The following is a 26565-nucleotide window of genomic DNA, read 5'->3' as shown; positions in this document are numbered from 1 at the left end:
GGCGACGGTTAAGGGGCGGTTGAGTTCGCCTGGATCCCGTTTCATCTGGGTTCCTCCGTGGATACCCCCCCTTGAGGCGGGGGAGGAAAGGGACTCCTGCGGAGCAGGGGAGGGTGAGCCGATTCGCCCTCTGGGCGGATCGGTGTCTGTCACCAACTACCAGCAGATCGTCACAAGTTGATTTGGTAGTTTGTGAGTCATGGCCACTCGCGTGAAGCGGGCTTTCAAGTACCGCTTCTATCCGACTGATGCGCAGGCAGCCGAGCTGTCGCGCACGTTCGGATGTGTGCGGAAGGTCTACAACATGGCGCTCGCGGCCCGTACCGAGGCGTGGGTGCGGCAGGAGCGGGTCAACTACAACCAGACCTCGGCGATGCTGACGGCGTGGAAGAAGACCGGGGAACTGGCCTACCTGGGCGAGGTCTCCTCCGTCCCGCTGCAGCAGGCACTGCGGCACCTGCAGACCGCCTTCGCCAACTTCTTCGCCAAACATGCCAAGTACCCGCGCTTCAAGGCGAAGAAGAAGTCCCGTGCGAGCGCGGAGTACACCTCGTCGGCATTCCGCTTCCGCGACGGCCGTCTGACGCTGGCGAAGATGGCCGAGCCACTCGATATCGTCTGGTCGCGTCCCCTGCCCGAGGGGGCGGTGCCGACCACGGTGACCGTCAGCCGGGACAGCGCCGGACGCTGGTTCGTCTCGATGCTGTGCGAGGACCCGTGGGTGAAGCCGCTCGCGGCTGCCGATACGGCGGTCGGTATCGACGTCGGCCTGGACCACCTGCTGACCCTCTCCACCGGGGGGAAGATCGCCAACCCCCGGCACGAGCGCCGCGACCGCGAGCGTCTGGCGAAGGCTCAGCGGGGGCTGTCCCGCAAGGCCAAGGGCGATGGCGCCAACCGGCGCAAGGCCCGTAAGCGGGTCGCGAGGATCCACGCCCGGATCACCGACCGCAGGCAGGACCACCTGCACAAGCTGACCACTCGACTCGTGCGCGAAAACCAAACGCTCGTGATCGAGGACCTGACCGTACGCAACATGGTCAAAAACCGGAGCCTGGCCCGCGCCATCAGTGATGCCGCATGGGCCGAGTTCCGCAGCATGCTGGAGTACAAGGCCGGCTGGTACGGGCGGGAAGTGATCGCGGTGGACCGCTTCTTCCCCTCGTCCAAGCTGTGCTCCGCCTGCGGCAGCCTCGCCGAGGCGATGCCGCTGAACGTCCGCACCTGGACGTGCGGCAGCTGTGGCACGGCCCATGACCGGGACGTCAACGCAGCGGAAAACCTTCTGGCCGCCGGGCTGGCGGTGTCTGTCTGTGGAGCCGGTGTAAGACCTCAACGGAGAACTCCGGGCGGGCAGTCGGCGATGAAGCAGAAAACCCAACGGCGCGAGCCGTAGGAATCCCCCTCGTTCACAAGGGGGAGGAAGTCAAGACCACCACGCTAGAAACAAGCCGTAACCAGCGGAATCGTCCTACGCCCCCACCAAGCGGTGGTGTTGGGTGCACCGTCCCGGTGGGGCGGACCAGACCCTGCGAGAGGTCTACAGACCCCAGGTGGGCGACCGCGCTGGTGCGGGCGTTGCTGGTACTGACCAACTGGGAAGTCGCCCGCTGACCGATGATCTTGACGGCGGACTCGCCCTCGACCAGCCCGAGCACCCAGTGAGCTTCCCACGCCAGACTCTTGGCCTGCGACTTCACGATGCACATCGCACATTCAGGGACCGCGCAGCCTGGTCACCGTCACCACGGCGTGCCGGGTCGTCCCGGCCAAGACCTCCACTACCAGTCCGGGAGCGGCGGTGGTGTGAGTGCAATACATCCGTCGGGGAGGCGGACCGCGAGGGCCCGCGGCCGCGCGGCCGACCCGGTGTAGCCGACGACAATCGCCGCTGGACTCCGCCATCACACCCGCGATGCCAACCGTCCGCTGACCACCCTCGACATCACGTGACCACCAAGGACACGTCACCCGAACGACGCGACCCTGGAACGGACGGCGTCATTCGTCGTGGCAGAGGGGTGCCCCCGGAATGGCGATGCCCAGACTCTCCCTTTCAGTAGTGGTGAATTCTCGGTAACCGGTCACGCGGCACAGCTGACGGCTCCAGAGGGCGGCGTCGAGCTGGATGGTGCGGTACTCGGTGAGCGCTTCGTCGTCACGGAACAAGATCGTCCTGCCGTCGGCCGAGGCACCGAGGTACGAATACCCCGTCTGGGCGTCGTCGGGAACACCGAAGGTATAGGCGTCCTCCGACCTGCCCTTGCCGACGTCATAGAAATTCACCGAGGTGTGGGAAGCCAGGAGAAAACGCCCGTCGCGGAGGAACCGGGGGACGAAGAGCCGGCGGTTGACGTCACTGGTGAAGATCGGGCCGAGCCTCTTACGGAGCGGGCTGCTCTGCCAGAGTTCGATATTCCCTCCCCGGCGGTTCAGCACGAAGTACTCTCCGGCCGGGTCGAACTGGATCGCCGCCGTGTCCGATCCCGTTCTGATCGTCTTCACCTGGTGCCACGTCGTCGTGTCGACGATGCGGACCTTCGGGTCCCCCCACACCACGACGGCGAGATGACCGGGCTTCGGATACCTGGTGATCGAAAGGGTGCTCTTGGCCGAGACACCGGTGATCAGGCGGCTCAAGTCCTTCCGCGCGCTCTGCCGGCCGGTCTCCCAGTCCCACTGCTGCAGCACCGTGCCGGACACCGTCACCAGGCTGTCTCCGATGCGGGCGTAGCTGAACTCCAAGCCCTCCGCATCAGGGTCGGTGACCGGCGGGTCCGTCGCGGTGATCGTACGGAGCGGACGCAGGTCCGAGGCCCGGCGCAGCACCACGGTGCTCTTCTCGACCCGGTCGTACACCGTCTTCCCGTCCGCACTGAACGTGACCTTCGCACCCCAGCTGTTGTGGTCGTCCGCCTGGCGTTCTGTGCCTGCCAGCACTTCGCCGTGTTCATCCGAAGCGCGGCGTTCGATCCGCTTTCCGTTGTCCGCCAGGCCCACGACGGATTTCCCGTCCGGGGAGAGGGCCGGATCAGTCAGCGACTCCGCCGGAGCGCTCTCCGGCAGGGCCGGAACGTATATCACGTTCTTCTCTGTGGAGGCCAGGATCATGGGTGCACCGTGGACCGAGACCACCTTGTGAATCGTTTGTATGCTGTCTCCGGCTTTTCCGCTGTAGAGCCGCCGATCATTTTTCAGATCGAGCAGAACAGGACGGAACCCGCCTGTGAAGTATTCCGACGTCGCCGCCCATCTGCCACTGTCATCGACGGCTGCCAACCCGCAGGGGTCGTTCTCGAACAGGCCCCGTCCCGTGTAGCGGACCACGGCACCGGGGCGATCGGTGCTCCGCACGACGAGTTCGCGCCCTCCGTGCTTCTTCGACGGCTCGCAGCTGGCGACAGTGCTTCCTCCGCCGGAGACCGCGAAGTTCTCGGTCGGTTCCACGATGACCTGCGAGTGCCGAGTGCTCCGATCGATGGCGATCAGCATGACCTTCTCGGTCTTCTCGTCCCAGACCTTGGCCAGCAACTTGCGGTTGTCCGACCCCATGTTCACGCCGTCGAAGCGGCTCGTCCTCGGCAGGCCGGGAGGCAGCGGAACCGTCCCCGACGTCCCCTTTTCGAGATCCCACCAGGCGACAACCGCAGAGCCGGCCCCGGTCTGCGCGACGATGCGCCCGTCCCCTGAGATGGCGGCATCGTCACTGAGGTTGCTGAGTTCTGCCGGCGAGCGGAGCCGGGGTGGCAGCTGGTGCGCCGGGCCGACCAGCTTTCCGGGACTGCCGTCGCGTCGCACGTCGAACCAGACCAGCTTCCGCTCCTCCGTGAAGAATCCGGCCCGGCGCCCGTCCGGGGTGACGAAGCTCGGACCGGCCTGGTAGGGCAGGTCGAGTCGTTGCCGACTCACCGTTCCCGTGGCCGCGTGCACGTACAGGGTGGGTTTGCCGATGTCCGAGTGCACGAGGACCACTTCACCGTCCTCGCTCGCGGCGACGCCGCGGACGGAGCCGTCAGATCCGGACAGCATGCGCTGATCGGGGTCGTACGAGAGCCGGGCGCGCAGGAGGGCGTCGCGGGCCTGTTCGGTCGGGGACGTCCGGTAGGCCGCCAGCGCCACCATGACGGAGACCACCGGATCCGAGATGGCGAGGTCGGTCGAGCTCTGCGCCAGCGCACGTGAAGTGGACTCCGCCGTGCGCAGGTTGCTGACGTAGCGGTAGTAGGCGAACAGCGAGCCGAGAAGGACTGCCAGCGCGGTCAGGGAGGCAATCGTGGTGGTCAGGACCCGTCGTTTCCGCCGTCGTGCCCGCCGGTGGGCCTGCCCGCGGCGAAGGTAGTCCTGCTCGGCATCGGTCAGGAACCGGCCATGGTCGGTCATCCAGCGTTCGGCCGCTTCCAGAGCCGACTGCGACGGCAGCAGGTCGGACGCCCTGCCGCCGTGCTCCCAGCGTTCCCTGTCGTGGCGCAGCGTTTCACGCCAGACGAGAAAGGACCGGTCTTCCTCGGTCCAGTCGGCAAGGCGCCGCCATGCGTCAATGAGGGCCTCGTGGGCCACCTCTACCGTCTCCACACCCTCGGCGCTGCGCCCGGTGACGAGCAGGCGCGCATCGGCCAAGGTCTGCGCGATGTTCCAGCTCTTGGCGTCCAGTTCACTGCGCAGGGCCGTCCGCCGTGTGATCGCGCTGGCGCCGAGGGGCACGCGCACCAGCGCCGTGAACAGGCGACGCGCGGCGGGTAGTTCGGACTCCGGGACGTGCGCGCTCCACAGACGTTCTGCGTGCTGCCCCAGCGCGCCCGCGACGCCGCCCAGTATCTCGTAGGACTCGTGGGTGAGGACTCCGCCGTCCTGGTTCCGCCAAAGTCGGTCCAGGGTGAAGCCGAGCAGGGGCAGCGTGCCCGGTTCCTCTCCCGCGTCGGCGAGTACGCGATCAACGAGACCGGCCTCGTAGCCGACTCCCGGTACGGCGGCCACTGGTGCGGTGACGATCCGGCGAAGCTGTTGCGGGCTGGGGGCGGCAAGGGCGTAGAGCCGGTTACGGAAGGCGGCACCGACCTGGGCATCGGCCAGCGCCTTCTCCAGGAAGTCGGCGCGGAGGGTGGTGAGGACGTACAGGTCCGGTGGGAGGGCCGAAGTGTAGAGCGCGTCGGCCAGTTCGTCCACCAGGTCGGGGGCGGAGACAAGCAGTTCCTCGAACTGATCGACGACGAGCAGCAGGCCACGCGTTCCCTGACGTTCCCGTATCGCGGTGACGGTGTCCGCAATCCCTTGCTGGGCAAGGATGCGCACCAGGGCCGGAAGCCGGTCCAGCCGTTCGACAACGGACAGGTCAGGCTCCAGCAGGGGCAGCAGCGCGCTTGCCAGCGCCGACAGTGGCCGACTGCCGGAGGCGGGGCGGAAGATGCCCACGGAGAGTCCTTGGGCGCGCAGGCGCGGCACCACGCCGGCCAGGGCGAGTGAGGACTTGCCCGATCCGGACGGGCCGACCAGGCATACCTGGCGATCGGCGGCGACCTTGGCGGTCAGCTCCTCGCTCTCTTCGTCCCTCCCGTGGAAGGATGCCGCGTCCGCCTCCCGAAATGGGGACAGGCCACGGAACGGGGAGGGTGGCAGTGTCAGGGCCCGCAGCGGCTCCCAGTTGCGCAGCAGTGTGTCAGAGGGGATGAGGTAGCTCGCTGCCGGTTCCCCGGACTCGGCCACGACCACCATGCCGACGACGGCGGACAGGTCCTCGTCCCACACGGGACTGCCGCTGAATCCCCCGGAGACCCGGTAGCCCTCGGACGCCAGGTCGGTCTGGATCCAGCCGTCGGCCTGGCGGGAACGGAGTACTCCGGCATGCCACACGCCGGCCGGGCGCCCCTGAGGGAAGCCGAAGACCCGAGCCGGGTGTCCCCACACGTCCAGTGCGTCGACCATTCTCACCGGGCGTCCCTGCGGGATCACGGTTTCCAGACGCAGCACCGCGACGTCGTCGCCCGCCGCGAAGTGCACGATCCGCGCCGGTACCGGAGCCCGGCCGGGCTCGGCTGCGGACAGCAGCGGCAGATCCACGAACACCCGCGCCGCGGCCGTGGGCGGTTGCTCCTCGGGCGTTCCGAGAGCGGCACTCACCACGTGGGCACAGGTCAAAGCAGTCTGTTCCCCTACCAGGAAGCCGACACCCCAGCAGTTTCCCTGCTGGTCCGTGATACGCAGGACGGCCGAGTCGAGCGCAGTCGGGCCGCCCCGGACTGTCGGTGTGGCACTGTCCGGCACCCTCATCCCTCCGGTTCGGCAGCCCGGCGCCCCGCTTCCTCCGCCTGGTTCTCACTCCGGTCCCATTTGAGGGTCACGGTGAAGTGTGCCTGCGCCGTGCTGCTGCTGATCACGATGTCGGCGCCGGCCGACAGCGACAGACCGAACTCCACGGTGATCTCCTGCGGACCCCGCACCGGCTCACTGAAGGTGTCCACCAATTGCCGGGCCACGGGCCGGAGCTCGGACAGCATCTCTCCCATGGACCGGGTCGCCCTGGCCACGACCTGCCCAGGCCGCGCCACCTTGACCAGTCCATCGCCCGGCTGCTCCTGGACCTCGACCTTGACGACCCGAGCCGCCCCGTCACCGCCCTCGTCGAGCGGCAACTCCATCACATAGGCCATCGCACTCCCCCGTCACGTCCGTTCGCTCCGCCCCTTGTTTCGCGTAAGGCGCAACCTCATCAACCACTCCATCGTCGCTGTTCACAGGGCAGCAATAGCTATTTCGGCCAAGATCTCTCACTCCTTGGCGAGAAGGCCCGGGCCGACGGTGGCCTCGTCATGCTCGGAGCCGCTGGTGACGTTCACGAATGCGGTCTTTCTCGGGCGTTGGCCCCAGACGACGCCCGTGATGGGGTGTATCCGTACGGAGGCACCCCCACGGACCGCAGGGCTCACTCACCCGGTGACGAGCGCGGACTTCGGCGTCTTCTTCAGGCGTTCGCGACGCGGTCACGCATCCCGGGCATGGAGAAGCCCTTCGGGTCGATCTTGTCCTGGGACCATTCGAGGCGGCCGATGACACTGCGGGCGGTCCAGCCGTGGGCACGGCAGATCGCGGCGCTGACGCGTTCGATCGCTTCGAGTTGTGCCGCGGGCCACGGGTCGTCGCCGTCGCCGCGGTTGACGCATTCGAAGCCGTAGAAGCAGACGTTGCCGTCCTTGGCGATGACGCCGTGGCAGAGCGGGCCCGGCAGTGAGCTGGAGCCGTCCCGGCAGATGGCCACGGACTTCTGGGTGCCCGAGGTCACGGTGTGGTGGAGTCACCCCGTTGACGGGTCCCCAGGGGCCCTTGTGGTTGCGGTTGTGCATGCGCCAGTCGCCGACCTCCACGACCCGTACGCCTTCGGCGCGCAGAGCGGCGAGGAGCTTTGCTGCGGACAGGGGTGTCGCCATGGAAACCTCCTGATGGGTAGGTGAGTGGGTGCGTGCGGTGAGTGCCGTGGGTGGCCTGTGCTCATCCGGAGGGCTGGCGGTCGTTGCCATACCCGCCGGCCGGGCGCGGCGCGCGCCGCCACCGCGGGGACGGTCCTCGAAGTGCGGGTATGGACCGGTCACGTTGCCGGCCGCCCCGACCTTGCCGAGCCGCTCGCCCGCCTTCACCTTGTCGCCCTTGGAGACGGCGCGCTGGGACAGGTGGCAGTAGATGTAGTCCGCGCGCAGGCAGAGCCCGATCCCCTACGCGCCCCCGTCGCCGTTCGACCAGGCGATGGTGCCCGCCCGTACCGCCACCACAGGGGTGCCGGTGGGTGCCACGTAGTCGTCCCCGGTGTGGCGGCCGACGGAGTAGTCCGAGTTGCGGACGCCGTATGCGTACGTGTCCTTCCAGGCCCGGTCCGCGTCGATGAACGCGGACTGGAACGCCTATGTGTTCACCTCATGCCACCACGGGCGCAGCCGCTCCGGCCACCGGCACCCGTATCTTCTTGCGGGCCTCCGCCTCCGGCACACCCTGGTCCACGAGCACCAGGACCTCGCGCCGCCAGTGCCAATGCGCGGCCACCTGCATACCCAGCGCATGGTTGAACGCCCAACGGGCCGCCCCAGTGTGTCGCGTGAAGGCCTTTACCTGGGCTGGAGTGAGGGCCTGCGTGAAACTTGAAGGCCCGCAGAATCTCCAGCTGCACCCACCCACCCTCTCAACTCAACGCTGCGAAAGCGTCGCTGAGGAACTGTAGAGGGCACCACTGACAATCAGCTCCGACCTGTGCGTTCACGCATTACGTCGGTCCCCCGGGGCGTGGCAGAACGTCGGCCCCGGCATGGGTTCGCTGAGCGCATTCGCCTCGGGAACGGCGCAGGTAGGCAGGGAGGGTCGAACTGCGGTCTTGGACCAGGTGGTGCGTGCGGTCACCGGGCAGGCTTGAGGCCCGTCCACAAAGAGCGTGGACGGGCCCCGTGACCGAGCGCCGGGCAGGCCTTGCACCTGCATTTCCCCGCAGGAAGCGGGACGTCTTTCCTTGGACCACCAACGCAGCGCCAGCCGACCGGAGTTGCGGCAACCAGCTCAAGATCCACTATAGCCCAGGCCGGAACCCGGGGCGCGCACGGCCGTACAGCCCGCCGACTCCGGACACACCGTGAGCCGCCGGGGCCGGCGTCGCAGCCGACCGCGACGACGTGCCCTGCCAGCTCAGCCTCGCGGATGTGGGTGTGCTTGATCTGGGTGACGGCGGCCAAGAGGGCGAAGAACATCGCGCCCATACCGTTGGGATCGTAGATGCCGGTCAGCGCCTGTTTCTCAGCCACTCCGATGTCCCGACTCGGAGTGCCAGTGCGCGAGCTTGTGCAGCGCGGCCGCGGCTTGAGCGAAGCCGTCGTCGCCGAGGAGATTGCGAATTTCTGCGTTGAACCGGTTGATCTCTGGACCGGCGTCGCGCAGCGCCGCGGAGCCCGCGTCCGTCAGCTCCAGTACGACTGCACGGTGTTCCTGGGGGTGGGCACTCTTGGCCACGAGCCCGGCATCGGTGAGCCGGCCGACCAGCGCCGTCACCGCGGACTGGCGCAGCCCGAGGGTGCGGGCGAGTTTCTGCTGGGTCAGACCCGGCTGGTCTTGCACCGCGAACAGGGCACCGAGCTGGGCGGTGGTGACCCCGGCGGCGGCCAGGCAGCGGCGGTCCGCGGCCAGACGCAGGGCATGTGCGGCTCGCTGCAGAAGGAAGAACAGGCGCTGATCAGGCTCGGGCGGCATGGTCCGATCTTGACAGGGTGAGCCGCACGACGCGATGCTCAGTTCACTAGTGAAGTGAGGTTGAGGTGGACGCATACACCCCGAATCTGACACTCGCCCGGAAGGTGCTGGCCTCCCAGCCTTTCAGCATCTACCTGGGCGCCCGGCTGACGGCTTTCGGAGACGGCACCGCCGTCCTGGAACTGGACGTCCGCGACGAATTGCGCCAGCAGAACGGCTTCGTCCACGGCGGTGTCCTCAGCTACGCCGCCGACAATGCGCTCACCTTCGCTGCCGGTACGGTCGCCGGACCCGGGCTGCTCACCGCCGGCTACACCATCGACTATCTGCGTCCCGCCCGGGGCGAGGCGCTCCGGGCCCACGCCCAGGTCGTGCGCCCCGGCCGCACTCGGGTCGTCTGCCGTTGCGACCTGTTCATGCTGGACTCCGATGGCAACCAGACCCTCTGCGCGATCGCCCAGGGCACCATCGCCGTCGCTGAAACCGTCCTGCCGCAGTCTGCCGACTAGTGTCTCGTGATCTTGTCAGCATTACTTGATCTTGCGCGTCTCGTTCTATTGGCGTGGAGCTCTCTATGGAACAGGCCGCGGAGCTGCGGGAGTTGGTGTGCAGTCGGGACGTGCCTGCGGATATAGCCACGCGGGGCCGGATCGTGCTCTGGTCTGCTGAGGGGCGTCGACGCAAGGACATCGCTGAGCTGCTGGGAGTGTCGCTGCCGACGGTGGACCGCTGGAAGCGTCGTTATGCCGAGCATGGCCTGGCCGGGCTGGAGAGTGACCGGCCCGGCGGGGCCCGGGAACAAGTGCCGGTACGGGTACGGGCCCGAGTGATTGCGCTGACGCGTATGACGCCGCCGGACGGCACTGGTCTTTCGCACTGGTCCACACGCGAGTTGGCGAAGTACCTGAAGCGGACTGAGGGCATCACCGTGTCCTGGCACTACATCGCGCGGATCTGGCGGGAGGAGAATCTCAAGCCGCACCGGTCGGGCACCTTCAAGATTTCGAAGGACCCGGCGTTCGCGCAGAAGGTCGCCGACGTGATCGGTCTCTATCTGGACCCGCCGGGCGGCGCGGTGGTGCTGTCGATCGACGAGAAGACCCAGGTGCAGGCCCTGGACCGGACCCAGCCGGTGCTGCCCGTGGCATTCGCGGCCACCGAGAAGCGCACCCACGACTATGTGCGGCATGGCACGACGAACCTGTTCGCCGCCCTCGACGTCGGCACCGGGGAAGTCATTGGCGAGTGCAAGCCGAACCGGAACGGCGCGACCTTCCTGGCTTTCTTGAAGAAGGCGGTGAAGCCACACGCGGGCAAGGAGGTCCACGTCGTCCTGGACAACCTGTCCACGCACACCACGCCGGAGGTGAAGGCGTGGCTGTCGAAGAATCCGCATATCCACTTCCACTTCACCCCTGTCGGCTCCTCCTGGTTGAACCAGATCGAAATCTGGTTCGGCATCCTCACCCGGCAGTCGATCCGTCGCGGGACGTTCTCCAGCGTCAACGTCCTGGTCAAGCAGATCCGCGACTACATCAGCTCCTGGAACCAGGAGGCAAAGCCCTTCACCTGGACCGCGACCGCCGACGAGGTTCTCGCCAAGGTCCGGCTCGTCCAGACCAACGTGAAGAAACTCGTCAACAACAACTCGAAATGATGCAAACAGGATCACGGGACACTAGGTCCTGTTGCGAAAGTAGCTGTAGTTGCTCCTGCGAGTGCTGATGCAGTCCGCTGCTACCTTCCGGAACCATGACCGACAGCGTGTATGTGGGCAATGCCGGCAGAGATGCGGCACTGGACCGGGGGTGGCTGCTGGGGCATTTCAAGGACGCCTCCGATCCTCGACACAGCGAGGCCGTGGAGATCAAATGGGGCATCCACCCGCAGGGCGATGAGCGGGCTCAGTGGGTGACCGGCGAGGAGCGCACCGCCCTGCTGGTCCTCATCAGCGGGCGCTTCCGGGTGGAGCTGCCCGGGCGCAGTGTTCTCCTGGCCGAGCAGGGCGACTACGTCGTGTGGGGCCGGAGCGTCGATCACTCCTGGTTCGCGGAAGAAGAGTCCGTGGTACTCACGGTCCGCTGGCCCTCTGTCCCCGGCTACAAGGTGATCGATGAGGACGATCCCGCTGCTGGTCATAGCCATTCGTTCAGGACCGCGACCAGCACGGCTGCCTCGTAGCGGACGGCCAACTTGTCATAGCGGGTGGCCACCACGCGGTGGCGCTTGAGGCAATTGACCCCGCATTCGACCGCGGGGGGCTCGCGGTAGTCGGTCTCGTCGAACTTCGGCGGCCGACCGCCGCGAGAGCCGGGATTCTCGCGGTTGCGGACCCGGCCCGCCGGGACGGGGATCGTTGCCTTGATCCCGCGTCGAGGCAGGCAGGCACGGTTCTTGCGGGAGTCGTACGCTTTGTCGGCCCGGAGCCGGTCCCGGCGTTTGCACGGCCGTCCCCGGCCGAGCCGGGGTACCCGGATTGCCTCCAGGACCTGCTCGAACTGCAGGGAATCCCCGCGTTGTCCGGCCGTGATCAGTCCCTGGCCTCACGCGGCGCGCTGTCCAACACGCAGCACGCTCAGATAACGACGTGATGCTCGATCGCCCATCCGCGTGCGGATGCGCTCGGCGATGGCGTCGAGCAGCGGCTCACGGACATCCCGGTCGAGCCTCCGATACAGCGACAACGAGCGAAGGTGATCGGCGAAACCGCCCCCGTTGAACCACTGAAGCGTTGGATACCAGCGCACGATCGTCGGGCCGAACAGCCCTCCGGGATCGTCGACCAGGCCCCAGCCCTCGTCGGTGGTGCGCACGTCGTCCTCCAGCGGCGGGTGGCCCCAGTCGGGGTTCCCGGGACAGAACTGCTCGTGGAGATCGGCAGTCTCGGCATACACCTCCGGCTCTCCCGGCCGGCGGACAACGACGTTGCCGAGCAACGCCGCCCACCCTCCGGGACGGAGCACGTCGTGCGCTCGCCTCCAGCCGATCGACGGGTCGACCCAGTGCCACGAAGAAGCGGCCACAAGAACATCGAAGCGTCGACCGCGGTCGTCCCACTCCTCAAACGTCGACGTCTCAACTTCGAAATTGCCGAAGGAGGCGATCCGCTGGCGAGCGAGCGCAGCCATGTCTGCGCCCGGCTCGACGGCGGTCACTGAGCATCCGAGCGCTGCCAGCGAGCGCGTCGCCTGTCCGGTACCGCAGCCCACCTCCAGCACCGACGACCTTTCGTCCATGCCGGTGATCGCGCCGAGGTCCGCGAACAGTTCGTCGGGGTATCCCGGCCGGACCCGGTCGTAGAGCTCCGGGACCTCGTTGAACACTCGGCCGAGGTCGTGTCGATTCGGGGGCACCTTCGGATCATCGGTCACGAGCGCAGAAGCTATGAGGCTCGTCCACAAAGACGCTACTGGTTTACCAGCAGCCGCTGACTCGCTGGATCTAGCTGAACAGCACACCCTGACGGCATAGTGCCTCCGAGGGTGAGGCGGATCCTCTCAGGTCGGGTTCAAAGTGTGTCGACGGTCACGTAATTCCCCAGCAGCAGCATCAACTTCCCCGCCCACGCGTTCGCGCCCGCGCCATCCGCCAGCGGCGACCTGCGGGTGCCGTCAGTCCCACCAACCGTTGCCGACGTGCCAGCGCTGCACCCATTCCAGGAATCCCCACGCTTCGTCTCCCGGGACTGGGCCGGCGCCCACGTCAGCGACCATCCAGACCTCACCGCGCCTGGGGCCGGTTGTCACCAGCAGCCAGAAGGACTGGCCGTCCTCGGAGCCGAGCACGATCGACCCCTGGGTGTGGACGGCGTCGATGCGCTCATCTTCATCGGGATCGACGCTGTCGTCGTCTTCCCACGGCCAACCCTCAACCAGCGGAAACAGGGCACCCGGCTGGCGAGGTCCGAGATCCGGCCAGCCCTCAGGGAGGCAGCCGAGTCGCTGCAGACCGCCATCTTCCGGAGGGCCGAGGCCGTATCCGCTGCAGATCTCAGCGACCACAGTGCGGTACGGCTCTGGGAGAGCGACCCCGTGCTCGGCTTCCCATGCCTCGACTGCTTCGTATCCCAGTGGCGGCTCGCGCCACTCAGGCTCGAACGCCGAACGCAGGAGCTCCAGGGTGGCCTCGTCAGGCCGGTGATCGGGCGATGCAGTTGTCATAGCAGCATGCTGTCAGTGCGGTGTGACACTGCCGCTGACGGGTGGCGCGGGCTCGAACGCTTGGGCGGGGAAGTTTCGACGACACCGTCAGAGGCTCGCCCGCCTTGGCACTGTGATCAGCACCGCCAGACCCTGGTACGAATAATTTCGGCCTGGTCTCAGTAGGCCCTGTTCTCGTATAGCTGCCGCTACCCGACAAGTAGCTCTCTGTAGCGGATCGGGGGTGCGCCTGTCCGGGTTACGGGCGCACCCGCTTCCGTGCCCGTCCCACCGTCCAGCGGAGCATCAGGGCGGCCAGGATCCAGCAGGTGGCCAGGCGGGCCCAGGGGTCTGCCGCCGGGGGAGCCGCTGTCCGATCGGCCCGTTTCGGCTACGTTCTTCGTCCGGGTCCCCGCCGGGAGCCTCCAGGAAAACGGCTACCAAGATCGCGAAGCTGCCGGGTGCCCGGTCGTGCCTCGTGGTAGCCGGGCCCTGCAACCTCATCATCGACGTATGGCTGCGAGCGGTCACCGACGTCCACGCGTTCGAATCTCTTCTGGACACCCAATCGCTGCCCTTGGAAGTCCGCGATCGCAGCGTGGTGCTGCACACGGCAAAGCACATGGGCCGGATCCTCGACGTACACGGACGGGCGGTTCGGCTGATTCCCTCTACACAGCCCGGCGCCGGAACCACAGCCGAATAGCATCGCATCCCCGTTTGCCAGCCCGATGCTCATCCGTCTCAGCCACGGGCCGTGCCAGCTGACCTCCGCAACCGAGTCTGTCAAGCGATTAACTCTCTCACGTAATTGGCTCTGTCGCGTAAACGGTGGTTGCACTGCGTGATGATCATTGGAGGAGGATGCGGTGGTGGAGGAGCCGCGCCGCCTCCCCTGCCGCCCGTGAGGCCGCCCGCCGGAAGGTGACCTTGCGGACCGCCGCCGCCGATATGCGACGCCTCCCGTTTCCCGACGCCCGGTTCGACGCCGTCGTCTGCGCCGACAACTCCCTGCCCCATCTTCTGACGGAGCAGGATGTCCACGTCGCCCTGACGGAGATGCGCCGCGTACTGCGTCCCGGCGGCCAACTACTGGTCAGCTCGCGCCCCTACGACGACCTGCTGCGCAACCGCCCCGCGTCGACGCCTCCGCAGGTCCACCGGCCCACGGACGGAGGAGAACGGACCGTCACCTTCCAGCTCTGGCACTGGCACTGGCACTGGCACTGGCACTGGCACTGGCACTGGCACTGGCACTGGCACGAGGATGGCGAGCACTACGACTTGGAGCACTGCCAACTCCTGCCGACAGACGGAGAATGGCGCGTCAAGGTCCGCCGGACCGCCTACTGGGCGCTCGGCCAAGACCGGCTGGCCGGACTCGTGGCCAACGCCAGGTTTGTGGACCCCGAATGGCGGTGCCGCAGAAGACCGGCTTCTTCCAGCCGCTACTCATGGCGCACACCGGCACGTAGGTGATTCCACCGCATTGCGGACCATCCGCGACCCGGAGGCTTGTCCACGCGAGTTCCGCTCCGGCATCGATGTGCTTTCCCGGCCGGTCGGACTGGCGGATCAGCGCAGTCCGGCGAAGAGATCGTTCTCGGGTATGGCCGCGCCGGTGGCGTCCTGGACACGTACGAAGGTCTCCATGCCCATCAACTCGCCGAACCTCTCCTTGCCCATCTTGAGGAAGAAGATGTTCTCCCCCTGACTGGCGTGCGCGGCCAACGCGTCGAACTTCTGACCGCTGAACGCGGTGGTGTCCACCCACGTCGTGATCTCATCGTCGGGCAGGCCGATCTCGGCCATCGCGGCCGCCTCAGCAGAATCCGGCTCCGGCATGTCCTCATGAAACTCGCGCATGACCTCGCCGAACCGCTGCATCATCGAGCGGGGCATCGTGGTCCAGTACACCTTCGGTGCCAGCGCGGTCATCTCCAGCGCCGCCATCGTGATGCGATGGGCCTGGATGTGGTCGGGGTGACCGTAGAAGCCGTTCTCGTCGTAGGTGACGACCACATCAGGTCGGTAGTGCCGCATGATTTCCGCAAGTCGGGCCGCGCCTTCGTGCACGGGGGTCTGCCAGAAGGATCCGGGGGCGTCGTTGCCCGGCCAGCCCGCCATCCCGGAGTCGGCATAGTCCAGCATCTCCAGATCGCTGACCTTCAGGACGTGACAGCTCGCCTCAAGTTCTTGACGGCGCATCAAGGCGACCGCCGCCGGATCGTGCCCGGGATCGCCCGGCTTTACACCCCCCGGTCCGTCACCGCAACCGCCGTCGGTACACGTCACGAGAACCGTCCGGATGCCTTCCGCCGCGTACCGCGCGAGGACCCCTCCGGTTCCGGTGGCCTCGTCGTCGGGGTGAGCGTGCACTGCCATCAGCGTCAAGGGCCGACCAGTCATGAAACAGTCCTCCTGCAGAAATACATTTTGGTCCGAGCGCGCGGCGGGCATACCGCGATCTTGGGGCCCGGATCCTGGTGGGGCGGACGACCTTGTGGTCTCCGTGTTCCCCGCCCGTGCGGCGCCGGTCCCTCGGTCGATGCAACCGTGCCGGCCGGACCGGCTGTTCCCGGCGCGGCCACTTGGCGGTCCAGGCGTCGGCGTTCAACGCGAACGAGGTAGAGGCGTGTCCTACCTTCATGGGGGGAGTCCTTGGCGATCTGACCGACCGAGCGGTCACCGCGTCGGCACAGCTCGACGATCTCGGCCTTGAACCCGGGCGTGAACGAGCGGCGAGGACGAGTCTTCTTCTTCCCCATGCTCTCCATGATGGACATCCTCCCGGGGCTGAACCCCTGATCTCGGATGTCCGCCAAAGCGGATCAAGCTCAAGCCTCATGACCGGGCCGAGTGACTCCGGGCAAGCCTCTTCCCCACCCTGGGCGAGCCGCCCGAGCGCACGTCGTCGGAAGCCGTACGCCGACAGCGTCCTTGGCGCGGTGGCGGTGGCCAACGGGCGGGCAGGCAGCCGTGACCGATCCGGGGCGAGCAAGCCGCAGGAGGTGGGAGGAAGGCGGTCCCGAAGACAGCCGGATCGGTCACGAGTCGCCTGCCCGAAGAATCGGTCATGACCGATGCCCTGCGGAGTCCCCGCCACACCTGGCGGTGCGGTCATGGCCCGGGTTCCAACCGCCTGCTCGCCATCCCCTCAAGCCTCGAGGCTGGATGTGCTTCGACGCAGGCCGTCACGCTGCAGCACAGCAGACCTTCGTGGCCGCCCTCCACGCGGCCGCCGAAGGCGGCGACAAACGGATCGGCGCCCACATCCTGCAGTGCATGGCCCGCCAGATGTCCCACCTCGACCACGTCGAAGACGCCCTCGACCTGCTGGCGCTCGCCCAGTACGGAGCACGCCGCCAACTGTCCCCCACAGCCACTTCCATGCTCTGCGCCCTCGATGCCCGCTTCCAGGCGATCCTCGGGCACGTCGCCGACAGCGAAGCCGCCGCCGGACGAGCCCTCGACGCCTTCGAGCGCGTCGGCGGGCCCAACGAAGAGCCACACACGGCCTTCTTCGACCTTCCCGAGCTTCACGCCACCCTCGGCATGGCACACCAGATCGCCGCCAAACACCTCGAGGTCGCCGCCCGCACCCGGCACGTACGACGCTCGACCGACCTCGTAGTAGCGGCCCTTAACGACCGCCCCGAGCATCGCCAGTGCAGCCGCGCCTTCGACCATCTCGGGTCGGCCCGCGCCCACCTGGCCGCAGGCGAAGTCGACGGCGCGGCCGAGGAAACCACTCACTGACTGCAGATGCTGGCACCGCCCGGTCCCGGCGCGTCGCCGACCTGCTCGGCGAACTCTACGAAGAGGCACGGCCGTTCGCCGAGACCACACCGGGACGCTCCCTACACGAGCAGATTCACGACCAGCTCAACGCCTCAGGATGACGCCCCACCAGGGATCTCACCGAAGACGGCCGGCAAAGCAGCACCTCGGGCCGGAGATCCGGGCTCGCGCCTCGCCCATCTGGTCGCACAGCAGCGTGACCGCATCAGCCAGGTCCAGCCACTGTTGATGCTCTGCTACCCGAACTCGCCCTTCGCGCCGGAGCCCTATGGCTGGTTCAAGCCACTGAATCCGCGCGCATGGACCGTCGTCCTCAGCGCGGCCGCTCACGCCGGAAGGTACGCGAGGACGGCTGTGACCGCTTGGGTTCACCGGCTTGGTGAAGCGCCGGCGGCGCGGGCTGGATTCTCGGCATGAACGACGCTGAACTCGCCTCACTCTTGGCCGGATGTGCTCGCTGCCCATATCCCGGGGTATGGCAGGACTCACCTTCTACGGAACGCACGGTCGATGGTGCTCGGTATGCCTTGGTCGCGGACGACCCCGGGCTGAGCGCACTCGGCGTACGGCGTGAGGACGGCTCGCTGTGGTGCCTGCCGGAGGACGGCGTTCCCCACCTGGTGAACTCCAGCGTTGAGGCGTTCGTTGCCTTCAACCGCGCTTATGAGGAGGCCGCTGCTGAGGCCGCTGCTTACGAGGGGCCCGGCGACGGTCTGGGCGGCGCCGAGGCCGTGGACCTGGCCGAGCAGGCCGCCGACGCGCTCACTGAAGCGTTGCTGGAAAGATTTGGGGCGCTTGATGCCGAGGCCGTTGCCGACGAGAACTCCTTCTGGCACATCGGAGCTGAGGAAATGGGCTATGGCATGAGTGCGTGAAGGCGCACCGGCTGAGCTCACGCCGGGCGCGTGTCTGCCGCTTGACTGCCTGTGTGATGGTCGGGTCGACGTGCCGCGCGGGTGCGACCGGCCGGGTGCGCGGCGAGCGCCTTCTTGTCGCCCGGCGAGGCCGTCTCTCGCGTCTTCACTGGTCCCTTGGGCGCGGCCGCGGGGACGGCGACGGCGTCAAGACCAGGCACGGACACCGACCTGGGCGCGAGGATACGAAGTCCGCAGCACGACCGTCCGGCCTGCCGAGGCGTTCGCGGCCTTGATGACGTAGGCCTGCTCCAGGCGCAGCTTCGTCGCCCAGGCCGCCGACACCGGGCACACGGTGAGCCGGGCACCGGGTGCCTCGCCGTCGGCGACGCCTCCACCTCCTCCGGCGCCCTGCTCGCCCCGCGGGACTGCGCGGACAGCAACAGCCAGAAACTCCGACTGGAGGCCTCCGGCGGCGGCTTCCGGCTCCGGCCGCTCCACAGCGGCCTGTGCATCGGATTCCTCCTCCCCCCGGTTGAAGACGGCGCCGAGGCCGCGCAGACCGCCTGCACCGGCACCTCCGACCAGGTATTCACCTTCACCGCAAACTGACGCGCGTGGGTTCGCGGTTTCAGGCCGTGCGAGTGCCCCGTCGACTGCCCCTGGTCGACGGGGACCTGATCCGCGAGACCGGCAGCCGCGCCTACGCCCTGTCCGAGCTGATGGTGCGCGTGCCGTGACGCAAGACAGGCACCTCCCGCCAGGTGCACGACGCCCTGCTCGCCGATCGGCCCGTGTAGGCCCCGGAGTCCTAGCCCAGACACCAGCCGCAATGTAGGTCGCGGGTAGCCAGACGATCCCCGTTTCCCTCCCCGTGGCGCCGTAGTTGGCCAGTGATCGAGGCCAAAGGGGCGGGCATGCGGCAAAAGTGGTCGCCAGAGGGGCTGTTGGCGAACTGGACGCTGGTGGACGGCAACTGGGACCTGGTGGCGAACAACGGCCTCGGGGAACAACGGAACAGCCATTAGCGCTAAGCGATGATCTTGGTCCCGTGCCGACCGGGCGTCGGTGCAGGTGAGACCCGAGGAAACTTGATGCGGGAAGAAGCATGCCAGGCATGTGTGCACTTCGATGCACAGCGCACTGTGGCTGAAGCCCAAGCAGGCAGTCCGTGGGTGTGTGTTCGTCGGGCCGAGAACCGGCTTGGCTGGATAGGCTGAACGCGGGAACCGTTGGCCAGCACCGCGTCATTGCTGCCCCGGTCGGCGTTCTCCGGGCATGGAGCTTGGAACGGAGCCTCCACAGCCTCTACGGAGAGGAATGGTGATCGTCATGGCACGGGTCTGCCCGACGCTGCTGTACCGGGACGCGCAAACGGCCATCACGCAGCTCACAGAAGCCTTCGGCTTCGCCAAAGGTGCGGTGTACGAGGGTGAGGACGGAATGGTGCTGCACGCCGAACTCACCTACGGGGACGGTGTGGTGATGCTCGGCTCGAAGGGCCGTGGCGGCGTCTTCGATGCAGCGATGGGGGACGGACCGGCCGGCGTGTACGTGACCGTTGAAGACCCCGACGCGCATGTCGAGCGGGCCCGACAGGCCGGGGTGGAAATCCTCCGGGAGCCGACCGACCAGGACTACGGCTCGCGGGACTACATGGCCCGTGACGCCGAGGGCAATGTGTGGACCTTCGGCACGTACGCCCCCGGCCGTTAACCAGCCTGAGGAATCGCCGGGATAAGCCCACAAGGGGCCATGTGGCTCACGTGTCCGTCCTCCCGTTGCGTGCCAGCCCAGTGAGGCGTGCCATCAGTTCGGGGGCGGTGCCGCTGCCGGGTCCGGTGATCCGGGCGGGGGCCGACCGCCGCGGCGCGATGACCTGGGCCTCGTCCTGGGAGTCCTGTTCGTCGGCTGCGGCGAATGCGGCCCCGAGGAGGGGGCTGGATCTTCTGGCGCAAGACCAAGGGTCTGTCGTCCATCGGTGTCGACCTGATCCAGGAGTGTGACCCTGGGGCCCAGGCCGTCAAGCGCGCCATGGAACAAGAACGCGTGCGCAAGAACGTCAGGCCCGAAGAAGATCCGCCTTTCCGGGTGGACCTGGACGCCCGCACGGTGCACATTCGCCGCACTGGTCACGACGGGCAAGAACAGGCGCCCTCACCTTGACAGCCTCCTGAGCAGACAAATGCGACTCCCGCCGAGGAAGGGCTTGGTGGTGCGATGTCAGCCGGATGCGTCGTGTGCGGCGGCCCGGGCCTGGGTAAGGGCCAGGCGGCAGGATTCAGTGCCGGTCTGGATGAGGTTGCCGCCGAAGGTGAGCCGGTCGACGATGGCCGCGCAGAGCCGGGGGTCGGTGAAGGTCTTGGTCCAGCCGCTGAAACTCTCGTTCGAGGCGATGGCGACGCTGTTCTTCTCCTCGCGCTCGGTCAGAACCTGGAAACAGCAGCTCAGCGCCCCTGCGGTCCAGCTCCATATAGCCCAGCTCATCCGGCTGGCGTGAGCGCGGTCAGCGCTGCGCGGTAGGCATCCTCCGGCTGCGCGCCTTTGAGGACCGTCCCGTCATCGAAGCGGACATCCGGCACAGAGTCGACATGGACGCCAACCGCGCGGACACGGCCGAGTTCTGCGCGCAACTCGGCTGCGTCGGCGGTGCCGTAGGTGTCGGCGGCTTCCACCACACCGGCCTCGGCGGACAGCCGGGCCAAGGTGGTGCGGTCGGAGATCAGCAGCCCGTCGGTGAAGTACGCCCGGAACAGCCGCTCCGCCATCCGCTCGCCGAGCCCCTGCCGAGCCGCGCGGGCGACCAGCCGGTGAGCCTCGAAGGTGTTGGTGAACAAGGCAAGTTGGAAGCGGAACTCCAGGCCGTCCGCCACCCCGAACGAGGTGTCCGACGCGACCTGCCGCACGAACGCCTCGCCCCGGGTCCGCCTCCACACCTCGAACAGCGGCTCACCGGCGGACGGCGCCTCGGGCTCGGCCTGGAAGGGACGAATGACTATGTCGACCTCGCCGCCGCCGTCGGCGCGGTGGTGGCGGGCGGCCCGGGTGAGGCGGGTGAAGCCGAGGTAGCAACGGACGCACGCAAGGTCCAGGGCGATCTCAGCACGGCGTACTTGGCTGGGCATTGGTGGTCCTTTCGGGGTGGTCACCAGGGGAGCGGGCCGGCGGCCGAGAAGTAGCCGCCGGTGGGGCCGTCGGGTCCGGCGGTGGCCATGAACACGATGATTTCGGCGCCCTCGGCGACCGTCCGGTTTCCGGCGTGGCCGTTGAAGTCGGTCGCGGTCAGGCCGGGGTCGACGGCGTTGATCCTGATGTGCGGGAGGGCGTAGGCGTACTGCACGGTGACCATGTTCAGCGCGGCCTTGGAGGAGCCGTACGACAGCGCCGGGAGCCACACGGGTACGGACGAGGCGTGGGCGGGCGGGTCGGCCGCGACGGCCAGTGACCCCAGCCCGCTGCTGACGTTCACGACGACGGGCGCCTCGCCCGCCTCGAGCAGCGGCAAGAAGGCGTGGGTGACCCGTACGGCGCCGAAGACATTGGTGTCGTAGACCGTCAGCAGGCCATCGGCGGTGGCCTCCGCGGCGGAGGTGGCGGGGCCGCTGATTCCGGCGTTGTTGACCAGCACGTCGAGGCGGCCCGCCTCCTCCTGGACGAGCTTCGCGGCGGCCCGTACTGAATCCTCACTGGTCACGTCAAGCCGCAGCGGGCGGGCCCCGATCCGCCGCGCGGCCTCCTCGCCACGCCGGGCGTCCCGCGCCCCGAGATAGACGGTGTGCCCAGCCTCGGCCAGCCGCCGGGCGGTCTCCAGGCCGAGCCCTCTGGTGGCACCGGTGATGAGTGTGGTTCGCATGCCGTCAGTGTCGGAGCCGCGCGCAGGCACAGGGAGTGCAAAGCTCTTCCTGGTAAAAGCGGTACCAGGCTGGGCGCGTGATGCCCGCCGCCCTGGCCGGATACTGAACCCATGCGTGATACGGGGAACGAAGACGGGAACAACGGACGCCCCGGCGGCGACGACGCGGCCGTCGACCTCGCCGGCGCGCTGCGCCGCTGGCGCGACCGGCTGGACCCGGCGACGGTCGGCCTGCCGGCCGGACGCGTGCGCCGCGCGCCGGGGCTGCGGCGCCAGGAACTGGCCCAGCTCGCCGGGATGTCCATCGACTACGTCATTCGTCTCGAGCAAGGCCGCGCGAGCTCCCCGTCCCCCCAGATCCTCACCGCCCTCGCCCGGGCCCTGCGGCTGTCGGAACCGGAACGCCGCCACCTGTTCCTTCTCGCAGGCCGACCCGCGTCCACCACCGACCGCATCTCGTCCCACCTCACCCCCGGCGTCCAGCGCATGCTCGACCAGATGCGGGCCACCCCGGTCGGGGTGTACGACGCGGCGTGGACCCTGACCGCCTGGAACCAGATGCACGTCGCGCTGCACGGCGACCCTTCCGGGCACACGGCACACGGAGCGCGAGCGCAACGTCCCGTGGCGCCACTTCACCGGACGCCGCGACCGCGTGACCCACACCCGCGAACAACAAGCCCGCTTCGAAACCGCCACCGTCGCCGACCTACGCTCCTCGACCGCCCATTACCCCGCCGACCGGCCCCTGCGCACCCTCATCGCCGACCTCCGCCGCGCCAGCGACCACTTTGCCCGGCTCTGGGACTCCCAAGCGGTGGGCACCCACACCATGGACACCAAGACCGTCCACCACCCCGACGTCGGCCCGCTCGTCCTCGACTGCGACGTCCTCAACGCGCCCGGCAGCGACCTCCACGTAGTCATCCACACCGCCGCCCCGGGCACCGACGCCGCGGACAAGCTGAGCCTGCTCGCGGTTGTCGGCACCCAGGCGATGACGGAGCCCGGTAGTGGTCCCTCCACCGGAATTGGGTGATCCGGCGGTGGAATCGCCAAACGACTCCTCACCGCCTCCGGCGCGAAAAGGGGCCAGCACCCCTCGCCCGCCACCGTCATGCGAATGCTGCGCGAACACGACGAGCAGACCGCCATGGCGGTGAGTGCGTGACTACCTCGCTACTTTGCGGCTGGTGTCTGAGCCAGGCCCTGTCGTCAAACTCCCGTCGTCCGCCCGAAGGGCGGGTCTCTCGGCGTCAGGTGCATGCTCTCGGCGTGCCGGGCGGAAGCCCTCGCACTGGATGTACTTGGGCTTTCGCCCGGTGCGGCGAGTAGGGGTACCTCCCACGCCCTTGAGGCAGTGGGGGAGCGTGCATGGCGCCGCGAGGCTGGGGGCGCCTCCCACGCCTTTAAGGCAGTGGGGGAGGGAGTTTGACGACAGGGCCTAGGACTCCGGGGCCGACTCGTAGTGCACCGGCCGTACTTTGCCGACCAACTCGGGGGCGATGTCGGCCCACTGGTCGATGATGCCGCCCGCCGCGGTCGGGGCCTCCCAGGCCCGCTCTGTGACCAGCGCGCCGATCGCGGCACAAGCCCCATCGGCTCGCGTCCTTCGCGTTGGACCACCCGGGTCGTGCTGGGCTTCGCCTTTGTCGTCGTACTCCACCGTCGCCGTTCTTCCGTGCCGCTTCCTTGGCGGCCCGGAGTGCGACGCGGGCCAGGTCAACGCCGCTGGGCTGGGGTGTCTGTGCCATCCATTAGGCCACCTCCCCGGCCAGCTCCTGGACGCGGTGGATGCCGCAGACACTGCGGGTCGGCAGGGGCTTACGGCCGCACGGCACGGCTCCGTCCCGGCCGGAGCACGTCTGCTGCTCAGCCGTAACGGGGCCTGCGTTGTGGGGCGCGGCCGCGGGTGCGAACGGGGCGGTCAGCGCGACGGCTTCCTCGCGGCAGAGCTTGCACAGGCCGTCCTCGATGGCGCGGCCGTTCAGGACGATCCGTGCGCCGCAGTCGCCGCAGGAACTGCGCGGCGGGCCTTCCGGCCGGCGCTGCGCCGGGACCGGGGTGGGGGTGCGGATTGCGTCATCGAGATCGCAGTCGGCGCAGCGCCCGGCCGGGCCGGGGCGGGTGCCGTGCTGGGGGCACAGGCCCTGCTCGATACGCCGGGCACGCTGTCGGGCGGCGGGCCTTGTCCTGGACAACCTCGGCACAGACCTCGCAGTCCCGGTCGGTCGACCACAGAACACCGGCCTCGCAGTCGTGGAAGCCGCAGCCCCAGCGAGGCAAAGCCACACCCAGCAGCCACCGGCCCGGATCGCGGATCTCCGAGATCATCACCTTGGCGAACCGGGCGGTGAGCCGGTGGTGAAGGCGTTCGGCGTCGGTGCCCTCGCGCAACTGGCGGCCCACCTCACGAACGATTTGCCGGACGACGAAGTCGTTGGGACCATCCCGCGGGTGCGGGGAGCAGACTACGTGACCTCTGCGTTTAGCGCGGGGGGACGCTATCGTGCGTCTACCGCCCAGGGTGTCGACGCCCGTGAGCACCGCAGGGAGGTCGACGGCGTCTTGGACCAGGTGGTGCGTGCGGTCCCCGGGCAGGCTTGAGGCCCGTCCACAAAGAGCGTGGACGGGCCCCGTGACCGAGCGCCGGGCAGGCCTTGCACCTGCATTTCCCCGCAGGAAGCGGGACGTCTTTCCTTGGACCACCAACGCAGCGCCAGCCAACCGGAGTTGCGGCAACCAGCTCAAGATCCACTATAGCCCAGGCCGGAACCCGGGGCGCGCACGGCCGTACAGCCCACCGACCGGTTGGCGGCCTCGATGACGCCGGCCTGCTCCAGCCGGGTCTTCGCCGCCTCGGCCGACGGCTCCGGGCACACGGCGAGCCGGCCGGAGTCGGCGTCGTAGCCGACCGCCGTAACGTGCCCGGCAAGCTCGGGGGCGATGGCCGCCCACCACCCCCGCAACGTGGCGCCGGCGGCGGGACGCTTGCCTCCTCTTGAAGAAGCCGTCTTCGATCGTCCGAAGTGCCCGGTCCGGCAGGTCCGTGGCGTCTCCGCCCGGACTCGTGCAGCGATCCCCATGCCGGGGCCGACGCTCTGCCACGCCCCGGTGACCGGCGTAACTGCTGGGAAACAACCTCCAAGGAGCGCTGGCTCTCCAGCCCGAAACGACGATCCGGGGTTCTTGAACGACCCAGGTTTTTGAAGGGTTCTTTGAAGGCTCCGAGAGGGCGGGCGACGCTTCGGGAGGGATCTTCAGAAAGCGAAGGGGCCCTGAAGGCGTGAGTGCGGCCCATGGGGGCAGTTTGACTCCACTTTTAGTTAACCGCTATCCATTGAGGTATTGCAGAGGAGGGTGGTCCGTGCAGGACGTGGTGCTGGCGCTGCTGGTCAAGAGGCCCTCGCACGGGTACGACTTGCGCGGGCGGCTGCTTGCCGCGCTCGGGCCACTCGGCGAGACGCTCAACGCCGGGCAGGTGTACGTAGCGCTCACCCGGCTCGAGAAGACGGGTCTGGTCGTGCGGGAACGCGAGGACGCGTCGGCGCGCGGTCCGCGGCGCAAGGTGTATGCGCTGACGGAGGCCGGACGGGAGCGGGTAGCCGGGTGGCTGGCCGAGCCCGCCGGGCCTCTGGCGGAGGTGGCGGAGTTCCATCTGAAGCTGGTGGCCGCCGCCGAGTCGGGCATGGCAGAGCCGCTCGCGCTCGTCGAGGCCCGGCGCCGCGAGCTGAGGCGCAGCCTCGCCGAGGCTCAGCACGCCGTCCTCATTCACGACACGGACTCGGAGGCCGGACTGCTCCTGGAGGGCGTAGCGCTCCGATTGCAGGCCGACCTGCGCTGGTTGGAGGCGTGCGAGCGGACCTGGTCCGCCCGCGCCCCGTACGGGGAAGGCGGAGAAAACGGATGACGACACGAGGCAGCCGGTGGGGCAGAGGGCTGTCCCGGCGCGGAGACACCAGGGACCAAACCGCCGCAGGTCCGGTGCTGCGCGCCGTGGGCCTGTCGCGGGTCTACGGGGAGGGCGAGAGCACGGTTCTGGCCGTCGACGGGGTCGACCTCGACATACCCTCCGGGCAGACGCTGGCCGTGACCGGCCCCAGCGGCTGCGGCAAGTCGACGCTGTTGCATCTTCTGGGCGGCCTCGACCGGCCCGACGAGGGTGAGGTGTGGCTCGGCGGGCAGCGCATCGACCTGCTCGGCGAACGCGCGCTCGCCCGGCTGCGGCGCCGCGCCGTCGGCTTCGTGCACCAGGACTTCCACCTGATGGACGAGCTGACCGCGGCCGAGAACGTCGAGCTGCCCGCGCTGCTCGCCGGTGACTCGCCGCGCACCGCCCGGCATCACGCCGCCGCCCTTCTCGATCGTGTCGGGCTCGCGGACCGGGACCGGCACCTGCCGTCCGAGCTGTCCGGCGGGCAGCGGCAGCGGGTCGCCATCGCCCGCGCCCTGGTCAACGAGCCGCTCGTAGTCCTCGCCGACGAGCCCACCGGGAACCTCGACACCGCCGCGACCCACGACGTCCTCCGCCTCTTCGCCGACCTGCGGGCCACCGGACAGACCCTCGTACTCGTCACCCATGACGAACGCGTCGCCGCCACCGCGGACCGGGTCGTCTCCCTCCGCGACGGGGCGCCGACCGAGGACACACCCCTGGCTGCGGGTGGCTCGCAGCTCGGCGCGCTCCTCGGGTGGGAGGGGTGAC

General features: G+C 68.4%; 24 protein-coding genes and 6 pseudogenes. 14 read left to right on the top strand and 16 right to left on the bottom strand.

Annotated features, from left to right (window positions below; all coding sequences use genetic code 11):
- Positions 1-199 precede the first annotated feature (199 nt).
- Positions 200-1396, top strand: coding sequence for an RNA-guided endonuclease InsQ/TnpB family protein (locus tag FPZ41_RS14010; RefSeq protein WP_152862496.1), 1197 nt, complete (start codon positions 200-202; stop codon positions 1394-1396).
- A 605-nt stretch (positions 1397-2001) separates the two neighbouring features.
- Here the strand turns inward: FPZ41_RS14010 and FPZ41_RS13995 are convergent.
- The 7 genes and pseudogenes from FPZ41_RS13995 to FPZ41_RS13965 form a co-directional block, all read right to left on the bottom strand.
- Complete coding sequence (locus tag FPZ41_RS13995; protein WP_152862494.1) at positions 2002-6264, bottom strand: nSTAND1 domain-containing NTPase; 4263 nt, start codon at positions 6262-6264, stop codon at positions 2002-2004.
- Positions 6261-6644: a CU044_2847 family protein gene (locus tag FPZ41_RS13990; protein WP_228022718.1), complete on the bottom strand. Its 384-nt coding sequence runs from the start codon at positions 6642-6644 to the stop codon at positions 6261-6263. Before FPZ41_RS13990 ends, FPZ41_RS13995 begins: the two co-directional genes overlap by 4 nt.
- A gap of 320 nt (positions 6645-6964) precedes the next feature.
- Positions 6965-7418, bottom strand: a pseudogene (locus FPZ41_RS13985) (N-acetylmuramoyl-L-alanine amidase); the annotation flags it as partial.
- A gap of 138 nt (positions 7419-7556) precedes the next feature.
- Positions 7557-7670 (bottom strand): annotated as a pseudogene (locus tag FPZ41_RS48250) (M23 family metallopeptidase); the annotation flags it as partial.
- 229 nt (positions 7671-7899) lie between these two features.
- On the bottom strand, positions 7900-8025 hold the full coding sequence (locus FPZ41_RS49485; RefSeq protein ID WP_265584222.1) for a hypothetical protein: 126 nt from the start codon (positions 8023-8025) through the stop codon (positions 7900-7902).
- Between the two features lie 12 nt (positions 8026-8037).
- Positions 8038-8157, bottom strand: a pseudogene (locus FPZ41_RS50235) (hypothetical protein); the annotation flags it as partial.
- Positions 8158-8763: 606 nt separating this feature from the next.
- Positions 8764-9213, bottom strand: a complete 450-nt coding sequence (locus FPZ41_RS13965; RefSeq protein ID WP_152862490.1) for a MarR family winged helix-turn-helix transcriptional regulator — start codon at positions 9211-9213, stop codon at positions 8764-8766.
- A gap of 65 nt (positions 9214-9278) precedes the next feature.
- Between FPZ41_RS13965 and FPZ41_RS13960 the strand changes: the two genes are divergently transcribed.
- The 3 genes from FPZ41_RS13960 (at position 9279) to FPZ41_RS13950 (ending at position 11394) form a co-directional block, all read left to right on the top strand.
- Positions 9279-9722 (top strand): PaaI family thioesterase, encoded by a 444-nt coding sequence (locus tag FPZ41_RS13960; protein ID WP_322620203.1) that lies wholly within the window; start codon positions 9279-9281, stop codon positions 9720-9722.
- Positions 9723-9787: 65 nt separating this feature from the next.
- A complete protein-coding gene (locus FPZ41_RS13955; RefSeq protein ID WP_152862488.1) occupies positions 9788-10870 on the top strand; it encodes an IS630 family transposase in 1083 nt (360 codons plus the stop codon).
- A 95-nt stretch (positions 10871-10965) separates the two neighbouring features.
- Positions 10966-11394 (top strand): cupin domain-containing protein, encoded by a 429-nt coding sequence (locus FPZ41_RS13950; protein WP_152862486.1) that lies wholly within the window; start codon positions 10966-10968, stop codon positions 11392-11394.
- Between the two features lie 362 nt (positions 11395-11756).
- On the opposite strand, the gene FPZ41_RS13940 is transcribed toward FPZ41_RS13950, so the two are convergent.
- Together FPZ41_RS13940 and FPZ41_RS13935 are read right to left on the bottom strand one after the other, a co-directional pair.
- The gene (locus FPZ41_RS13940; protein ID WP_322620202.1) at positions 11757-12584 is read right to left on the bottom strand and encodes a class I SAM-dependent methyltransferase; all 828 of its coding nucleotides are present in this window, start codon (positions 12582-12584) and stop codon (positions 11757-11759) included.
- Between the two features lie 240 nt (positions 12585-12824).
- Positions 12825-13373, bottom strand: coding sequence for an SMI1/KNR4 family protein (locus tag FPZ41_RS13935; protein WP_152862482.1), 549 nt, complete (start codon positions 13371-13373; stop codon positions 12825-12827).
- Between the two features lie 861 nt (positions 13374-14234).
- Between FPZ41_RS13935 and FPZ41_RS13930 the strand changes: the two are divergent.
- Positions 14235-14827 (top strand): annotated as a pseudogene (locus FPZ41_RS13930) (class I SAM-dependent methyltransferase); the annotation flags it as partial.
- 100 nt (positions 14828-14927) lie between these two features.
- On the opposite strand, the gene FPZ41_RS13925 reads toward FPZ41_RS13930, so the two are convergent.
- On the bottom strand, positions 14928-15761 hold the full coding sequence (locus FPZ41_RS13925; RefSeq protein ID WP_152862502.1) for a PIG-L family deacetylase: 834 nt from the start codon (positions 15759-15761) through the stop codon (positions 14928-14930).
- A gap of 810 nt (positions 15762-16571) precedes the next feature.
- Here FPZ41_RS13925 and FPZ41_RS13920 point away from each other — a divergent pair.
- Positions 16572-17111, top strand: a complete 540-nt coding sequence (locus tag FPZ41_RS13920; RefSeq protein ID WP_152862480.1) for a hypothetical protein — start codon at positions 16572-16574, stop codon at positions 17109-17111.
- Positions 17112-17680: 569 nt separating this feature from the next.
- Positions 17681-18028, top strand: a complete 348-nt coding sequence (locus FPZ41_RS13915; RefSeq protein WP_228022717.1) for an SUKH-4 family immunity protein — start codon at positions 17681-17683, stop codon at positions 18026-18028.
- Positions 18029-18214: 186 nt separating this feature from the next.
- On the opposite strand, the gene FPZ41_RS49875 is transcribed toward FPZ41_RS13915, so the two are convergent.
- Positions 18215-18508, bottom strand: a complete 294-nt coding sequence (locus FPZ41_RS49875; RefSeq protein WP_194236082.1) for a DciA family protein — start codon at positions 18506-18508, stop codon at positions 18215-18217.
- 116 nt (positions 18509-18624) lie between these two features.
- Between FPZ41_RS49875 and FPZ41_RS49475 the strand changes: the two genes are divergently transcribed.
- The 3 genes from FPZ41_RS49475 (at position 18625) to FPZ41_RS13900 (ending at position 20173) form a co-directional block, all read left to right on the top strand.
- Positions 18625-18747, top strand: coding sequence for a hypothetical protein (locus tag FPZ41_RS49475; protein WP_265584221.1), 123 nt, complete (start codon positions 18625-18627; stop codon positions 18745-18747).
- A gap of 592 nt (positions 18748-19339) precedes the next feature.
- Positions 19340-19723: a VOC family protein gene (locus FPZ41_RS13905; protein ID WP_228022490.1), complete on the top strand. Its 384-nt coding sequence runs from the start codon at positions 19340-19342 to the stop codon at positions 19721-19723.
- Between the two features lie 204 nt (positions 19724-19927).
- Positions 19928-20173, top strand: a complete 246-nt coding sequence (locus FPZ41_RS13900; protein ID WP_152862474.1) for a hypothetical protein — start codon at positions 19928-19930, stop codon at positions 20171-20173.
- A gap of 57 nt (positions 20174-20230) precedes the next feature.
- On the opposite strand, the pseudogene FPZ41_RS13895 reads toward FPZ41_RS13900, so the two are convergent.
- From FPZ41_RS13895 to FPZ41_RS13885, 3 genes and pseudogenes are all read right to left on the bottom strand, one after another.
- A pseudogene (locus FPZ41_RS13895) lies at positions 20231-20495 on the bottom strand (ATP-binding protein); the annotation flags it as partial.
- Positions 20491-21132 (bottom strand): DsbA family oxidoreductase, encoded by a 642-nt coding sequence (locus FPZ41_RS13890; RefSeq protein ID WP_152862472.1) that lies wholly within the window; start codon positions 21130-21132, stop codon positions 20491-20493. The pseudogene FPZ41_RS13895 and the gene FPZ41_RS13890, both read right to left, overlap by 5 nt.
- 20 nt (positions 21133-21152) lie before the next feature.
- Entirely contained in the window at positions 21153-21860 is a 708-nt protein-coding gene (locus FPZ41_RS13885) for an SDR family oxidoreductase (protein ID WP_152862470.1), read from the bottom strand.
- A gap of 111 nt (positions 21861-21971) precedes the next feature.
- Between FPZ41_RS13885 and FPZ41_RS49870 the strand changes: the two are divergent.
- Positions 21972-22403: pseudogene (locus FPZ41_RS49870) on the top strand (helix-turn-helix domain-containing protein); the annotation flags it as partial.
- Between the two features lie 112 nt (positions 22404-22515).
- Positions 22516-22899: an MmyB family transcriptional regulator gene (locus FPZ41_RS49865; RefSeq protein ID WP_407698778.1), complete on the top strand. Its 384-nt coding sequence runs from the start codon at positions 22516-22518 to the stop codon at positions 22897-22899.
- A 405-nt stretch (positions 22900-23304) separates the two neighbouring features.
- Here the strand turns inward: FPZ41_RS49865 and FPZ41_RS47060 are convergent, their stop codons facing one another.
- The gene (locus FPZ41_RS47060) at positions 23305-23526 is read right to left on the bottom strand and encodes a DUF721 domain-containing protein (protein ID WP_194236081.1); all 222 of its coding nucleotides are present in this window, start codon (positions 23524-23526) and stop codon (positions 23305-23307) included.
- A 91-nt stretch (positions 23527-23617) separates the two neighbouring features.
- On the bottom strand, positions 23618-24061 hold the full coding sequence (locus FPZ41_RS48245) for a hypothetical protein (RefSeq protein ID WP_228022716.1): 444 nt from the start codon (positions 24059-24061) through the stop codon (positions 23618-23620).
- Between the two features lie 1166 nt (positions 24062-25227).
- Between FPZ41_RS48245 and FPZ41_RS13855 the strand changes: the two genes are divergently transcribed.
- Positions 25228-25770, top strand: coding sequence for a PadR family transcriptional regulator (locus FPZ41_RS13855; protein WP_322620201.1), 543 nt, complete (start codon positions 25228-25230; stop codon positions 25768-25770).
- Positions 25767-26564 (top strand): ABC transporter ATP-binding protein, encoded by a 798-nt coding sequence (locus FPZ41_RS13850; protein ID WP_152862464.1) that lies wholly within the window; start codon positions 25767-25769, stop codon positions 26562-26564. Before FPZ41_RS13855 ends, FPZ41_RS13850 begins: the two co-directional genes overlap by 4 nt.
- Position 26565: the final 1 nt, after the last annotated feature.

It is taken from the genome of Streptomyces acidicola, from assembly GCF_009377235.1.
GTDB lineage: Bacteria > Actinomycetota > Actinomycetes > Streptomycetales > Streptomycetaceae > Streptomyces > Streptomyces acidicola.
This window is presented reverse-complemented; position numbering and strand designations above follow the sequence as displayed.

Coding starts and splice junctions, on each gene's coding strand:
- FPZ41_RS14010 (WP_152862496.1), top strand. CDS start 200: ATGGCCACTCGCGTGAAGCGGGCTTTCAAGTACCGCTTCTATCCGACT.
- FPZ41_RS13995 (WP_152862494.1), bottom strand. CDS start 6,264: ATGAGGGTGCCGGACAGTGCCACACCGACAGTCCGGGGCGGCCCGACT.
- FPZ41_RS13990 (WP_228022718.1), bottom strand. CDS start 6,644: ATGGCCTATGTGATGGAGTTGCCGCTCGACGAGGGCGGTGACGGGGCG.
- FPZ41_RS13965 (WP_152862490.1), bottom strand. CDS start 9,213: ATGCCGCCCGAGCCTGATCAGCGCCTGTTCTTCCTTCTGCAGCGAGCC.
- FPZ41_RS13955 (WP_152862488.1), top strand. CDS start 9,788: ATGGAACAGGCCGCGGAGCTGCGGGAGTTGGTGTGCAGTCGGGACGTG.
- FPZ41_RS13950 (WP_152862486.1), top strand. CDS start 10,966: ATGACCGACAGCGTGTATGTGGGCAATGCCGGCAGAGATGCGGCACTG.
- FPZ41_RS13935 (WP_152862482.1), bottom strand. CDS start 13,373: ATGACAACTGCATCGCCCGATCACCGGCCTGACGAGGCCACCCTGGAG.
- FPZ41_RS13925 (WP_152862502.1), bottom strand. CDS start 15,761: ATGACTGGTCGGCCCTTGACGCTGATGGCAGTGCACGCTCACCCCGAC.
- FPZ41_RS13905 (WP_228022490.1), top strand. CDS start 19,340: ATGGCACGGGTCTGCCCGACGCTGCTGTACCGGGACGCGCAAACGGCC.
- FPZ41_RS13900 (WP_152862474.1), top strand. CDS start 19,928: ATGCGGCCCCGAGGAGGGGGCTGGATCTTCTGGCGCAAGACCAAGGGT.
- FPZ41_RS13890 (WP_152862472.1), bottom strand. CDS start 21,132: ATGCCCAGCCAAGTACGCCGTGCTGAGATCGCCCTGGACCTTGCGTGC.
- FPZ41_RS13885 (WP_152862470.1), bottom strand. CDS start 21,860: ATGCGAACCACACTCATCACCGGTGCCACCAGAGGGCTCGGCCTGGAG.
- FPZ41_RS13850 (WP_152862464.1), top strand. CDS start 25,767: ATGACGACACGAGGCAGCCGGTGGGGCAGAGGGCTGTCCCGGCGCGGA.